The following is a 14,198-nucleotide window of genomic DNA, read 5'->3' on the forward strand; positions in this document are numbered from 1 at the left end:
CTAACGCGCCCCGGCGAAGGATCGCAGCGCGTCGATCTGGGAGGGATCCAGTGAGGGCCGGACGGTTTCGCGCGCAGCGTTGATATCGGACATCGTCACATCGGCGGCGTCGATAGAGCGCCGCATCGCGGTCAGGGCCGCTTCGCGCAGCAGCGCCACGCAGTCCGCGGCGCTGTAGCCGTCGAGGTCGGCGGCCAGCGCGTCGAGGTCGACGTCGTCATGCAGCGGCACGGACTTTCCTGCCACCCGCAGAATCTGGCGGCGGGCGTCGGCGTCAGGTGGCTCGACGAACACCAGCTTCTCCAACCGGCCCGGCCGGGTCAGGGCCGGGTCGATCAGCTCCGGCCGGTTGGTGGCGCCGACCACGACCACATCACGCAGCGGGTTGACGCCGTCGAGCTCGGTCAGCAGCGCGGCCACCACCCGGTCGGTCACCCCGGAGTCGAAGCTCTGCCCCCGCCGCGGCGCCAGCGCGTCGATCTCATCGAGGAACACCAGCGACGGCGCGGAATCACGGGCCCGCTGAAACAGATCCCGCACCGCCCGCTCGCTGCTGCCCACCCACTTGTCCATCAGCTCGGCGCCCTTGACCGCGTGCACGCTGACTCGCCCGGAACCGGCCAGGGCGCGCACCACGAACGTCTTGCCGCACCCCGGCGGACCGTAGAGCAGCACGCCGTGCGGGGGATCGACGCCCAGGCGGGTGAAGGTGTCCGGGTGCTGCAGCGGCCACAGGATCGCCTCGGTCAGCGCCTGTTTGGTGGCTTCCATATCCCCGACGTCATCGAGGGTGACCGAACCGACCGAGACCTCCGCGGCCGCCGAACGCGACAGCGGACGGATCACACTGAGCGCCCCGATCAGGTCCTCCTGGGTGAGCGTGGGTGCCTCGTTGCTGTCACTGGCCCGCGACGCCGCCCGCAGCGCCGCCTCGCGCACCAGTGCGGCAAGGTCAGCGGCCACGAAACCCGGTGTGCGGTCGGCGATCTCACTCAGCGTCAGGTCTGCGGTGGGAACCGAGATGAGTAGGGTGGCCAGCAGTGCGGCCCGGGTCGCGCCGTCGGGAAGGCTCAGCCGGATCTCCCGGTCGCACAACTCCGGCGCCCGCAGCCGCGGATCGACCCGGTCGGGCAGCGCCGAGGTGGCGATGAACGCCACCCCCTCGGTGGCCACCGCGGTGCGCAGTTCGGCCAGGATCAACGTCGCGACCGGCTCCGGCGGCTCGGGCAGCAGGGTGTCCACGTCGGCGATCAGCAGCACGCCGCCACCGTCGCGGACCTTCGCCACCGCCGAGCGCACCGCCGCCAGCCGGTCATCGGCGGCCAGCGCCCCGATCTCCGGCCCGTCGAGTTCGAGCAGCCGCCGACCCTCGCACACCGCCCGCACCAGCGTCGTCTTGCCGACCCCGGCCGGCCCCGACACCAGCACCCCGAGATTGGTTCCGGCGTTGAGCGTCTTGAGCAGCTGCGGCTCGTCGAGGGCCAGCTTGAGCCATTCGGCGAGTTTGGCGGCCTGGGCCTCGCAGCCCTTGAGCTCGTCGATGGCGATCCGGGCCGGACGTACCTGCGCCGCGGCCGACGGTTTCACCGTGACCGCGGTGCCGTTGCCCCAGGTCACCAGTGAATTCGGTTGTACGCTCACCGGTCCGGCGGGATCCACCCCGGTCACCGTCAGCAGCTCCGAGGTCCAGCTGATCCCTACCGCGGACGCGAGTGCGGTGGTGGCCGCCGAGGTCGAGGTGCCCGGACCCAGATCGCGCGGCAGCAGCGACACCGCGTCACCGACGGTGAGCACCTTGCCCAGCAGCGCTTGACGCAAAGTGGCCGGCGAGACCGACTGCGAGGCCAGCTTCGACCCGCTCAGCGTCACCGAGCGGGCGCCGTAGACGGTGGCTGCGGCTACCACCACCTCGGTGCCGTCACGCAGACCGGCGTTGGACAGCGTGACGTCGTCGAGCAGCACCACGCCGGCCGGCGAGCCTGTCGCAGCCAATCCGGCCACTGCTGCCGTGGTGCGCGAACCGGTCAGCGACACCGCATCCCATTCCCGAATACCCAGGGCGGCAACCGCTTCAGGGTGCAACCGGACCACACCGCGGCGGGAATCGACAGCCGAGGTGTTCAGCCGGGCGATCAGCGTGAGGTGGCGGGTGGAGGTCCGGGAGGCATCGCCGTCCCGATGCTCTTCAATAGAACCCATGCGGCCATTATCGGCATACCACCGCTCGTTGCTGCCGGCGATCGGCGCGGTCACGCTGCTGGCGATAGCGGTGCCGTCTCACGCCGACCCGGCGAACCCACTGGCCGAACTGGTTGACGCCGCCGCCGGTCGGCTCCAGGTCGCCGATGACGTGGCGGCGGCCAAATGGCGGACCGGCGGAGCCATCGAGGACCCGGCCCGGGTGCAGCAGCAACTGGCGAAACTGGCCGACGATGCCGCCCGCGACGACCTCGACCCCGACTACGTGCAGCGGATCTTCGGCGACCAGATCGCTGCCACCGAAGCCGTCGAGCACCACCGGTTCGCGCAGTGGAAACTGGACCCGGCCACCGCGCCGGCGAGCGCCCCCGAGCTGGCGGAATCACGTGCCCGCATCGACGGATTCAACCGCGAGATGCTCACCCAGATCGGGCTGCGATGGCAGCAGCTGCATTCGCCGGGGTGCGCCGCCCGGCTCGACGAGGCGGTGCGGGAGGTCAGCGCCGCGCGCCGACTCGGCGAGTTCGAACACCGCGCACTGACGTCGGCGACCCGCGAGTACTGCTCCGGATAGCTCAGCGGCCGGGCTTGCGCAACCGCAGCCGGGCCATCGATTGCCCGCTGGGCCGGCGCATACCCAACGGGCGGCGTCCCGGCTGCGACCGGCGGATCTCCCGGCGCGCGGCCCGGCGTTCCCGGGGAGCGTGCTCCCACGCCTCCGGGTGCGCGGCCACCCAGCGTTGGCTGCGGACCGAGAACGGAATGGTGCACAGGTAGGCCGCGATCAGCACCAGCACCAGCACATAGGGGAACAGGAACGCCGCGGCGGCCACCAGCGCCAGCACCGCCAGCAGCACCGCCGCCAGATGCGGCGGCACCGAGACGGCATGCATCTTGCGCATCGGGATCCGGCTGACCAGCAGCATCGACGTGCCCACCACCCAGGCGCAGGTGAACCACTGCGACGTCCACCAGCCGTCGCCGAACTGCAGTTTCGCGGCCAGCAGGCCCATCAGCGTGATTGCTCCGGCCGGGGCGGGCATGCCGACGAAGAACTCGCGGGTGTAGGCCGGCAAGGTGGCGTCGTCGAGCAACGCGTTGAACCGGGCGAGCCGCAGCACCACGCACACCGCATACAGCAGCACCACGATCCAGCCCGCCGGCTGCGTCGACAGCAGCGACACGTAGATCACCACCGCCGGCGCCACCCCGAAGTTGACGGCGTCGGCCAGCGAATCGATCTCGGCGCCCATCCGGGACTGGGCGTCGAGAATGCGGGCCACCCGGCCGTCCAGACCGTCGAGGATGGCGGCCGCCGCGATGAGTGCCATCGCCACGTGCGGCTGGCCGTCCAGCGCGTACTTGATCGACGTCAGGCCGGCACAGATGGCCAGCACCGTCATCGAGCTGGGCAGGATGTGCAGGCCGACCGGGCCCCGGGTGCGGGTCGTCGGGTGGACCTGGTGGGCGGAACTGGTCATGACAGCTGGGCCAGCACCGTCTCACCGGCGACCATGCGCTGCCCCACGCCGACCAGCGGCTGCGTCCCGGCCGGCAGATAGACGTCGAGTCGCGAACCGAAGCGGATCAGGCCGTAGGTATCGCCGATCGCGACATGGTCACCGGGCCGGATTTCGCAGACGATGCGCCTTGCAACCAGCCCGGCGACCTGAACGGCGATCACCTCGGCGCCCTCAGCGGTGCGGATCCGCACGCTGTTGCGCTCGTTGTCCTCGCTGGCCTCGGTGCGGTCCGCCGACCCGAACCGGCCGGCCCGGTGCAGCACGTCGAGCACCTCACCGCCGACCGGAGCCCGCTGCACGTGCGCGTCGAACACCGACATGAAGATGCTGACCCGCGGCAGCAAAGTGTCGGGCAGATCCAGTTCCGGCGGCGGGGTCGCGGTGTCGACCAGGCAGACCATGCCGTCAGCGGGGGCCACCACCGCACCGGGGCGCGTCGGCGGTACCCGGCGGGGATGCCGGAAGAATCCGGCGCTGGCGCCCGCGGCCAGTAGCCCGGCTCCGCGCACCCAGCGCTGCTTGCGGCCCAACGCCGCCACACCCAGGCCGCCGGCGACGAACGGCAAGCCGGCGGGGTGCATCGGCGGCACCGTCGAGCGCACGAGATCGATCAGGTGTCGCAGACCGCCGGGATCATCTGCTGCGCGGGGTCGTCTGGCCATCCGGCCATCTTAGAAGCTGCCGTCTTCATGCGGCGGTCCCAGCGTCGGCTCTCCTGCGTCGAGCCTCGCTGAACCGCCGTCTTCATGCGGCGGTCCCAGCGTCGGCTCACCCGGTCAGATCCCAGACCTCCACCGGGGTTCCCACCGCCAGTTCGGTCACCTCGTCGGCGATGTCGAGCAGGCAGTTCGCCGAGGCCAGATAACGCAGATGATGGGAGGCCGGCGGGCCGTAGTTGGTGACCGTCCCGGTTTCGTGGTCGAGCAGGCCGCGCCGGAACTGCCGCCGGCCCGCCGGTGAGGTCAGCTTCTCGCTGAGCACGGCGGTGCGGCGCGGCCGCTCCGGGGCGGGCAGATCCATCGCGCGGCGCAACACCGGGCGGACGAACACCTCGAAGGACACCTGCGCGCTGACCGGGTTGCCGGGCAGCGTGATGATGGCAGCCTCGCCGACTCGGCCGATCCCCTGCGGCATGCCCGGCTGCATCGCGACCTTGACGAAATCCACGCCCTGGTCGCCGTCGCGGCCGAAGACGTCCTTGACCACCTCGTAGGCGCCCGCGCTGACCCCGCCGCTGGTGATGATCAGATCCACCGCGCCATCCCGCACGCCGTAACGGTCGAGCACCGCGGTGAAGTCGGCGGTGTTGTCGGCGACGGTGACCGCGGCCACCACCTCGGCCCCGGCCTCGCGCACCGCGGCGGCCAGCATCACTCCGTTGGACTCGTAGATCTGTCCGGGTTCCAGCGGGCTGCCCGGTGTGATCAGTTCACTACCGGTGGAGATCACCAGCACGCGTTGGCGGGGCCGCACCGTCAACTCGGCCAAGCCCAGTGCCGCGGCCAAACCCACCGCCGGTGGAGTGACGACCTGCCCGGCCCACAGCACGGTCGCGCCCTGCGCGACGTCCCCGCCGGCGCGGCGGATGTGACGTCCTCGGGCGGTCGCGGCACTGATCGCCACCACATCGACGCCGCCGTCGGTGGCCTCGACGGGAACCACCGCGTCGGCGCCGAACGGAACGGGCGCACCGGTCATGATGCGGTGGGCGGTACCGGGTTCCAGCGTGGGCACGTCGGTGCGGCCGGCCGGAATGTCTTCGGCCACCGGCAACCGCACCGGGCTGTCCGGTGTTGCCGCGGCCACGTCGTCGGCAAGTACGGCGTAGCCGTCCATGCCGGAGTTGTCGAAAACCGGCAACGAGATCGGCGCGGTCACCTCGGCGGCCAGCACCAGCCCCTCGGCGTCGGCGAGCGCAACGGCGCCCGGCGGGCGGGCCCGGATCAGCTCGGCGACGGCCCGCTGGTGCTCCTCGACAGATCGCATGACGACAGTCTGACTCAGGCCGCGACGGTGATTCCTGTCAGTTCCTCGGAGACCGCCCACAGCCGCTGCTGCAGTTCGGGGCGTCGGACAGCTCCCGTGCCGGCGTCGGCAGCGCGGAGCGGTTCTGCCCGCGGAGGTGACAGCGCCGCGGCGCTGGGTCATTCTCTGTTGCATGGCGCCCAACGCAGACCGTCCCGCGGAGATCACCATGGTCGACCCCGCCAACCCGCCCAGCGCCCGCGCGCCGTTGGTGTGGGCGCTGGTCGGCGCGGTTCCCTGGCTGGTGCTGGCAGTGCTGCAACTGGGGTGGGCGGTCGCCGACGAGCGGCTGGCCTGGTTGCACGCCGCCGCCTTGGCGGTCACCGTGCTGGGGCTGCTGGTGTCGGCGGGCGTGGCACCGCTGTGGCGCTATCGCGTACATCGGTGGGACATCAGCGATCAGGCGGTCTACACCCGCACCGGCTGGCTGGTGCAGGAGCGCCGGATCGCGCCGATCTCCCGGATCCAGACCGTCGACACCTACCGCGGGCCGCTGGACCGGCTGCTCGGACTGGCCAATGTCCGGGTCACCACCGCCTCGTCGGCCGGGGCGGTGCACATTGTGGCGCTCGACGCTCCCGTCGCCGACCGCGTGGTGGCACAGCTGACCGATATCGCCGCGCTGGGTGCCGGGGACGCCACGTGAGTCGCGAGCCGGCCTGGCAGCGGCTGAGTCCGCGGATGCTGCTGGTGCATCCGCTGCACGAAGCGCTGCGCGAACTACCGCTGCTGATCGCGGTGGTGGTGTTCGGCTCGGCGACCGACAACTCCGGCTGGGTGCTCGCCGTGGTGGGAGTGATCGCGGTGGTCGGGGTGACGCGCTGGTTCACCACCACCTACCGCATCGAGCCCGACCCCGAAGCCGGCCGGGTCCAGCTGCGCTCCGGGTTGTTACGCCGGAAGGTACTTTCGGTGCCGCGCAACAGAATCCGCTCAGTGGAGACCGATGCTCGGCTGCTGCACCGGCTGCTCGGGTTGACGGTACTTCGGGTCAGCACCGGCCAACAGGCCGCCGGGGACACCATGTTCGAGCTGGACGCTGTCGAGAGCAAGCAGGTGCCGCAGCTGCGTCGAATCCTGCTGGCGCACACCGGTCAGCCGGTTCGAACCGCCGCCGGGCCGGTTGCCGCCCGCACCACGGTGTTGGCCCGGTGGAGCCCGTCGTGGCTGCGTTACAGCGCATTGAGTCTCTCCGGGCTGGTGACGATCGGCGCCGCGGTGGGCGCGCTGTATCAGAGCGGCGCCGGGGAGGCACTGCGCGATTCGGCGCTGCACCGGTCCTGGCTGGCGGCCGCCGAGCGGTTCGGGGCGCAACAGACGGCCGCGGCGATCGCCGCTCTGGTGCTGCTGGCGGCGATCCTGCTGGCGGTGCTGCGCTCGGCGCTGACCTACGGAAACCTGGTGTTGTCCCGCAGGTCCGGGGCGGCCGGAGATGTGCTGGAGCTGAGCCACGGATTGCTGCGGGTGCGGCAGCACAGCTACGACATGCGCCGGCTGCGCGGCGGCACGTTGCGGCGGCCCCTGCTGGTGCGACTGCTCGGGGGCGCCCGGCTGGACGCGGCGATGACCGGTGTCACCGGTGCCGGCGAATCCTCCGTCCTGCTGCCCCCCTGCCCTCGGGCGACCGCTGAGCAGGTGCTGACCGGGCTGGTCGGCGACCCGGTGGTGGTCACCGGGCCGCTCCGCAGGCACGGGCCGGCGGCTGTCCGCCGGCGCTGGACACGGGCGATGATGCTGCCGCTGGTTGCCGGCGCGGCGTTGGCCGCTGCGGCGGCGGTCGACGGTGTTCCGGTGTGGTACTGGACGGCGTGGGCGGCACTGACCCTGGGCGCGGCGCTGCTGGCCGCCGATCGGGCCCGCGCGCTGGGGCATCGCGTCGACCCGCAGTGGCTTTCGGCCCGCACCGGCAGCTGGGAGCAGCGCCGTTACTGCATCGCCACCGCCGGCATCATCGGCTGGACCGTGCATCAGAGCTGGTTTCAGCGTCGCGCCGGGGTGGCCACCCTGATCGCGGCCACCGCCGCCGGCGTCAAGGCCTATCGGGTGATCGACGTGCCGGAGGCGTTGGCGTGGTCGGTGGCTGCGCAGGCCTCGCCCTGGGTGGCACACAGCAAGTGGGCGCGCTGACCCAACTCGTTCACCTCGGATTGGGAGGTGCCGGGGTCGGGTGATGCCGCTGACCTGGCGCAGCTGTGGGACACCTACTTCTACATGCCGTTGCACGACAGTTTGCCGGCCTGGATCAACTCGGATTTCGGTGTGACGTTCGCCGAGCGTGTAACTGCTGCGAAATTTCGCCGGATTTCTCGCAGTCAGTACACGCTCGGCGAAGCGGTGTCAGCGGTGTCAGAGCTACAACTGCCGGATGGCTTCGATCCGCGCGCGCAGCTGATCCGACGTCGCCGCCGCCACCGGCGGGCCGCCGCAGATCCGGCGCAGCTCGTTGTGAATCCAGCCGTGCGGCTTGCCGAGCCGGTGATGCGCCGCCGACACCAGCGCGTTGAGCTCATGGCGCAGCGCCCGTAGCTGACCGTGCGTGGTCACCGGCACCGGAGCAACCCCGCCGGCCACCTTGCTGCGCCGGTCCAGCTGCTCTTCTTGCCTGCGCCGTAACAGGTCTCGCATCTGGTCGGCATCCAGCAGCCCGGGGATGCCCAGATAGTCGGCCTCTTCCTCGCTGCCGGCCGGAGTGGCAGTGCCGAACGAGGCACCGTCGAAGATCACCTGATCCAGTTCGGCGTCGGCCCCCAGCGACTCGAAGCCGTTCTCCAGCTCGGACGGTTCGTCGCGCCGGCGCTCGGCCTCGGCGAACTCGTCGCGCTCGGACTCCCGGTGCGGTTTGCCCAGCACATGGTTGCGCTGTGCCTCCAGCTCACTGGCCAGCTGCAGCAGCGACGGCACCGACGGCAAGAAGATGCTGGCGGTCTCACCCGGGCGCCGCGAGCGCACGAACCGGCCGATCGCCTGCGCGAAGAACAGCGGGGTGGACGCGCTGGTGGCGTACACCCCGACCGCCAGCCGCGGCACGTCGACACCTTCGGAGACCATCCGCACCGCCACCAGCCAGCGACTGGTGTCCGCCGCGAACCGGGCGATCTTGTCCGACGCACCCGCGTCGTCGGAGAGCACCACCGTGGGAGCCTCACCGGTCAGCGTCGTCAACAGCGCGGCGTAGGCGCGCGCTGTCTTCTGATCCGAGGCGATCACCATGCCACCGGCGTCGGCCATACCGCCGTCGCGCAGCTGGCGCAGCCGCTTGTCGGCGGCGGTGATGACCGCCGGCATCCACTCCCCGGCCGGGTCCAGCGCGGTGCGCCAGGCCCGCGCGGTGTGTTCGGTGGTCAGCGGTTCACCGAGCCTGGCCGAGTACTCCTCACCGGCGCTGTCTCGCCAGCGGGCCTCGCCGGAGTAGGCCATGAACACCACCGGGCGCACCACGCCGTCGGCGAGTGCCTCGGGGTAGCCGTAGCTGTCGTCGGCTACCGAGCGCAGGTGGCCGGCGCCATCGGGCTCGTAGGTGACGAATGGGATGGGGCTGTCGTCGCTGCGGAACGGGGTGCCGGTCAGCGCCAGCCGGCGGGTGGCGTCGGAGAACGCCTCGCGGATGCCGTCGCCCCAGCTTTTGGCGTCGCCGCCGTGGTGGATCTCATCGAAGATCACCAGGGTTTTCGCGGCCTCGGTGCGAACCCGGTGCCGGGTGGGGTGGCTGGCGACCTGGGCGTAGGTGACGACGACGCCGTGATACTCCGAGCTGGTCTGCGCATCGGAGTTGCTGAATCGCGGATCCAGCGCGATGCCGTGTTCGGCGGCGGCGGTCGCCCACTGCACCTTGAGGTGATCGGTGGGCACCACGATCGTGATGCGCTCGACGGTGCGGTCGGCCAGCAGCTCGGCGACGATCCGCAGCGCGAACGTCGTCTTACCGGCGCCGGGGGTGGCCACCATCAGAAAATCGCGCGGCTTGGCGGTCAGGTAGCGCACCAGAGCCCGCCGTTGCCAGCCCCGCAAAGCCCGGGTGCTGGGCGCTGCGTCAGCCCGCACCCGGTCTCCTATCTGATCGAGATGCAGTCTAGGGCGATCGCAAGCGCGGCGCTTGCGCCGGGTGCAGCGGGTCGCCCTTGGATCTGAGGGCGATCGCAAGCGCGGCGCTTGCGCCGGGTGCAGTGGGTCGCCCTTGGATCTGAGCCAAGCCGATAGCATCGCTGACGTGTCCAGCCCGGGCGAGCCGGAATCCGTCCGCGTCGAGCGGTTACTCGACGCGCAGACCAAAGCCGCCGCGCTGTTCGACGAAATCGAGCGCCGCAATCTGGTCCGCCCGGGCGTCGGCGAGCGGCAACTCTCCGATGAGATCCGGGACCTGGCCGCTGACATGTTCGGGGTGACGCGGCACTGGCATAAGCGGGTGGTGCGCGCCGGGGAGAACACCCTGCAACCGTTCCACGCCGACCCGCCGGATCGGCTGCTGGCCGACGACGACATCGTCTACCTCGATCTGGGGCCGATCTTCGAAGCGTGGGAGGCCGACTTCGGTCGCACCTTCGTGCTCGGCGCTGATCCGGACAAGCTGGCGTTGCGCGACGCGCTGCCCGGGGTGTGGCAGGCCGGACGGGCGTTCTTCGAGGCTCATCCCGACATCACCGGCGCCCAACTCTACGACCATGTCGTCGCAGTGGCCGCCGAGCGCGGCTTCGAGTTCGGCGCCCCGATCGCCGGGCATCTGGTGGGAGAGTTCCCGCACAAGAAAATCTCCGGTGACGACACCCGGTTCTACATCACGCACGGATCCGATGAGCCGATGCGCCGTACCGACCGCACCGGTCGGGTCTGCCACTGGATCCTCGAGGTACACCTGGTGAACCGGGCCCGCGGGTTCGGCGGTTTCTACGAGGAACTGCTGGACGTGCGGTGAGGTCCGGGTCAGACCGGATAGACCACCCCGGTCAGTTCCTCGGAAACGGCCCACAGCCGGCGCTGGAGCTCGACATCGTGAGACTTGCGGCTCGACGCCACCACCTTGGGGTGACCGCGGCCCTGGGTGAGGCCGTCCGGACCGAAGTACTGCCCACCGAGCGCCTGCGGGTCGGTGGCCGCGCGCAGCGTCGGCAGCGCGCCCATGTCTGCGCCCTGAAACATCGGCTTGATCAGTGGGTAGGCGACCCCGGCCCAGCGCGGCAGGTGCCGCATCAGCTCGGTGTTGGAGCCGCCCGGGTGCGCGGCCAGCGCGATCGTCGTCGCATGCGGGGCGAGCCGTCGCTGCAGTTCATAGGTGAACAGCAGGTTGGCGAGCTTGGACTGCCCGTAGGCCTCGACCCGGTTGTAACGGCGTTCCCACTGCAGGTCATCGAAGTGGATGTCGGCGCGCAACCGGTGCCCGATGCTGCTGACGGTCACCACCCGGGAGCCGGCGACCGGCAACAGCCGGTCCAGCAGTAAGCCGGTGAAGGCGAAGTGGCCCAGGTGGTTGGTGCCGAACTGCAGCTCGAAGCCGTCCTTGGTCGTCGACTTGGGCGGGTACATCACCCCGGCGTTGTTGATCAGCAGATCGATGCGGTCGTGGTCGGACCGCAACTGCTCGGCGGCGGCGCGGATGGAGTCCAACGAGCCGAGGTCGAGCTCCTGCAACGTAACGCTGGCACCCGGGCTGCGCTGCCGGATGAGGGTCTCGGCGTCCCTGCCCTTGTCGAGGTTGCGCACCGCCAGAACCACTTGAGCACCCCGCGCTGCCAGGCCAGCGGCGGTCTCGAAGCCGAGACCGGTGTTGGCCCCGGTGACGACGGCGACGCGACCGGCCTGGTCAGGGATGTCGGCGGTTGTCCACTTGGCCACGAGGCCCTCCTGAGCTGCGGTAAAGTAAACGGGGCGGACGCTCCGGTTGGTTGCAACTATACGGAGCGGACGCCCCGCTTTGTCAACCGATGAGGATCTCAGGTGGCTCAACCCGCACGCCCGTTGCGAGCCGACGCGGCCCGCAACCGCGCTCGCGTGCTGGAGGTCGCCTATGAGACCTTTGCGGCTGAAGGGCTGTCGGTGCCGGTCGATGAGATCGCCCGCCGCGCCGGAGTCGGGCCCGGGACCGTCTACCGGCATTTCCCGACCAAAGAGGAGCTGTTTCGGGCGGTCGTCAACGACCGGATGCAGCACGTCGTCGAGGAAGGGCGGGCCCTGCTGGAATCCGATGATCCCGGCATGGCGATCTTCACGTTCCTGCGCTCGATCGTGCTGCAGTGGGGCGCGACGGATCGTGGACTGGCCGAGGCGCTGGCCGGCGTGGGCATCGAGATCGGACAGGCTGCGCCCGAGTCGGAGGAGGCCTTCCTGGCGGTGCTCGGGGCGTTGTTGCGCGCAGGACAGCTGGCGGGCACGGTGCGACACGACCTCGGGGTGCGCGAGGTGAAGGCGATCCTGGTCGGATGCCAGGCCATGCAGTCCTACAGCTCCGCAATGGCCGAGCGCGTCACCGACGTTGTCATGGACGGTCTACGGGCGCCGCGATAGTCGGCCGCCGCGCCTGATTGCCGGGCCCCTCGGCTCCTTGCACTCTCAAGGGGCGAGTGCTAAGAATGACGTTGGCACTCGCGACCGGCGAGTGCTAGGTCGGGACGGTGAGGTACGGGGCCGCACCTGCGGAGCACACCCAACGCCGTCCGTCGCGGGCACTGACCCGACCGACAAGACGTGCACCCCCTAACCGGAGGAATCACTTCGCAATGGCTAAGCAAATTGCGTATGACGAAGAGGCCCGTCGCGGCCTCGAGCGGGGCCTGAACGCCCTCGCTGACGCGGTCAAGGTGACGCTGGGTCCCAAGGGCCGCAACGTTGTCCTGGAGAAGAAGTGGGGCGCCCCCACGATCACCAACGATGGTGTGTCCATCGCGAAGGAGATCGAACTGGAGGACCCCTACGAGAAGATCGGCGCCGAGCTGGTCAAAGAGGTCGCCAAGAAGACCGACGATGTCGCCGGTGACGGCACCACCACCGCCACCGTGCTGGCCCAGGCGCTGGTCAAGGAAGGCCTGCGCAACGTGGCCGCCGGCGCCAACCCGCTGGCCCTCAAGCGCGGCATCGAGAAGGCCGTCGAGAAGGTCTCCGAGACCCTGCTGAAGGACGCCAAGGAGGTCGAGACCAAGGAGCAGATCGCGGCGACCGCCGGGATCTCCGCGGGTGACCAGTCCATCGGTGACCTGATCGCCGAGGCGATGGACAAGGTCGGCAACGAGGGTGTCATCACCGTCGAGGAGGCGCAGACCTTCGGCCTGAGCCTGGAGCTGACCGAGGGCATGCGCTTCGACAAGGGCTACATCTCGGGCTACTTCGTCACCGATGCCGACCGTCAGGAAGCGGTCCTGGAGGACCCCTACATCCTGCTGGTCAGCTCCAAGGTGTCGACCGTCAAGGACCTGCTGCCCCTGCTGGAGAAGGTCATCCAGGGCGGCAAGCCGCTGCTGATCATCGCCGAGGACGTTGAGGGTGAGGCGCTTTCCACCCTTGTCGTCAACAAGATCCGCGGCACCTTCAAGTCGGTGGCCGTCAAGGCCCCGGGCTTCGGTGACCGCCGCAAGGCGATGCTGCAGGACATGGCGATCCTCACCGGTGGCCAGGTCATCAGCGAGGAGGTCGGTCTGTCGCTGGAGACCGCCGACATCTCGCTGCTGGGCAAGGCCCGCAAGGTCGTGGTGACCAAGGACGAGACCACCATCGTCGAGGGCGCCGGTGACTCCGACGCCATCGCCGGTCGGGTCTCGCAGATCCGCTCCGAGATCGAGAACAGCGACTCCGACTACGACCGGGAGAAGCTGCAGGAGCGGCTGGCCAAGCTGGCCGGCGGTGTCGCGGTCATCAAGGCCGGGGCTGCCACCGAGGTGGAGCTCAAGGAGCGCAAGCACCGCATCGAGGACGCGGTGCGCAACGCCAAGGCCGCCGTGGAGGAGGGCATCGTCGCCGGTGGCGGCGTGACCCTGCTGCAGGTGGCACCGTCGCTGGACGAGCTCAAGCTCGAGGGTGACGAGGCGACCGGCGCCAACATCGTCAAGGTGGCGCTGGAGGCTCCGCTCAAGCAGATCGCCTTCAACGCCGGCCTGGAGCCGGGCGTGGTGGCCGAGAAGGTGCGCAACTCGCCCGCCGGTACCGGTCTCAACGCCGCCACCGGCGAGTACGAGGACCTGCTGAAGGCCGGCGTTGCCGACCCGGTGAAGGTGACCCGTTCGGCGCTGCAGAACGCAGCCTCGATCGCGGCGCTGTTCCTGACCACCGAGGCCGTCGTCGCCGACAAGCCGGAGAAGGCGGCCGCACCCGCGGGCGACCCGACCGGTGGCATGGGCGGCATGGACTTCTAAGTCTGGTTGCACGGCGAGGCCCGGTCCCCTTCGGGGGGGCCGGGCCTTCGTCGTTCACGTTGACGCTGCGCTCATGGCGCAAAAGTGCGAGTGAGGTGTGCCCTGAGCTCAGCGTCAG

The 14,198-nt window shown here is 70.2% G+C and carries 12 protein-coding genes; 6 read left to right on the forward strand and 6 right to left on the reverse strand.

Annotation, left to right across the window (positions count from 1 at the left end; translation table 11 throughout):
- Nucleotides 1-2,199, reverse strand: a complete 2,199-nt coding sequence (locus tag DQP56_RS06340) for an AAA family ATPase (RefSeq protein WP_112684112.1) — start codon at nucleotides 2,197-2,199, stop codon at nucleotides 1-3.
- Here DQP56_RS06340 and DQP56_RS06345 point away from each other — a divergent pair.
- Entirely contained in the window at nucleotides 2,198-2,773 is a 576-nt protein-coding gene (locus DQP56_RS06345; protein WP_112684113.1) for a chorismate mutase, read from the forward strand. The genes DQP56_RS06340 and DQP56_RS06345 overlap by 2 nt on opposite strands.
- A gap of 1 nt (nucleotide 2,774) precedes the next feature.
- On the opposite strand, the gene pssA is transcribed toward DQP56_RS06345, so the two are convergent.
- From pssA to moeA, 3 genes are all read right to left on the reverse strand, one after another.
- On the reverse strand, nucleotides 2,775-3,680 hold the full coding sequence (gene pssA, locus DQP56_RS06350; protein ID WP_112684114.1) for a CDP-diacylglycerol--serine O-phosphatidyltransferase: 906 nt from the start codon (nucleotides 3,678-3,680) through the stop codon (nucleotides 2,775-2,777).
- The gene (locus tag DQP56_RS06355) at nucleotides 3,677-4,384 is read right to left on the reverse strand and encodes a phosphatidylserine decarboxylase (protein WP_112684115.1); all 708 of its coding nucleotides are present in this window, start codon (nucleotides 4,382-4,384) and stop codon (nucleotides 3,677-3,679) included. The genes pssA and DQP56_RS06355 overlap by 4 nt, the downstream gene beginning before the upstream one ends.
- Before the next feature lie 106 nt (nucleotides 4,385-4,490).
- Nucleotides 4,491-5,708, reverse strand: a complete 1,218-nt coding sequence (moeA, locus tag DQP56_RS06360) for a molybdopterin molybdotransferase MoeA (protein ID WP_112684116.1) — start codon at nucleotides 5,706-5,708, stop codon at nucleotides 4,491-4,493.
- A gap of 172 nt (nucleotides 5,709-5,880) precedes the next feature.
- On the opposite strand from moeA, the gene DQP56_RS06365 reads away from it, so the two are divergent.
- Complete coding sequence (locus DQP56_RS06365; protein ID WP_234825528.1) at nucleotides 5,881-6,393, forward strand: PH domain-containing protein; 513 nt, start codon at nucleotides 5,881-5,883, stop codon at nucleotides 6,391-6,393.
- A 35-nt stretch (nucleotides 6,394-6,428) separates the two neighbouring features.
- Entirely contained in the window at nucleotides 6,429-7,874 is a 1,446-nt protein-coding gene (locus DQP56_RS06370; protein ID WP_165824922.1) for a PH domain-containing protein, read from the forward strand.
- Nucleotides 7,875-8,099: 225 nt separating this feature from the next.
- Here the strand turns inward: DQP56_RS06370 and DQP56_RS06375 are convergent, their stop codons facing one another.
- Complete coding sequence (locus tag DQP56_RS06375; RefSeq protein WP_112684118.1) at nucleotides 8,100-9,788, reverse strand: DEAD/DEAH box helicase; 1,689 nt, start codon at nucleotides 9,786-9,788, stop codon at nucleotides 8,100-8,102.
- A 166-nt stretch (nucleotides 9,789-9,954) separates the two neighbouring features.
- Between DQP56_RS06375 and DQP56_RS06380 the strand changes: the two genes are divergently transcribed.
- Nucleotides 9,955-10,656 (forward strand): M24 family metallopeptidase, encoded by a 702-nt coding sequence (locus DQP56_RS06380; protein WP_112684119.1) that lies wholly within the window; start codon nucleotides 9,955-9,957, stop codon nucleotides 10,654-10,656.
- A gap of 8 nt (nucleotides 10,657-10,664) precedes the next feature.
- On the opposite strand, the gene DQP56_RS06385 is transcribed toward DQP56_RS06380, so the two are convergent.
- Nucleotides 10,665-11,573, reverse strand: coding sequence for an SDR family NAD(P)-dependent oxidoreductase (locus tag DQP56_RS06385; RefSeq protein WP_112684120.1), 909 nt, complete (start codon nucleotides 11,571-11,573; stop codon nucleotides 10,665-10,667).
- Between the two features lie 102 nt (nucleotides 11,574-11,675).
- Between DQP56_RS06385 and DQP56_RS06390 the strand changes: the two genes are divergently transcribed.
- Entirely contained in the window at nucleotides 11,676-12,242 is a 567-nt protein-coding gene (locus tag DQP56_RS06390; protein ID WP_112684121.1) for a TetR/AcrR family transcriptional regulator, read from the forward strand.
- Between the two features lie 212 nt (nucleotides 12,243-12,454).
- Nucleotides 12,455-14,080 carry a chaperonin GroEL gene (gene groL / locus DQP56_RS06395; RefSeq protein ID WP_112684122.1) on the forward strand — a complete coding sequence of 542 codons (1,626 nt, stop codon included), beginning with the start codon at nucleotides 12,455-12,457 and terminating at the stop codon, nucleotides 14,078-14,080.
- Nucleotides 14,081-14,198 lie beyond the last annotated feature (118 nt).

It is taken from the genome of Mycolicibacter senuensis, from assembly GCF_003284925.1.
Classification (GTDB): Bacteria; Actinomycetota; Actinomycetes; order Mycobacteriales; family Mycobacteriaceae; genus Mycobacterium; species Mycobacterium algericum_A.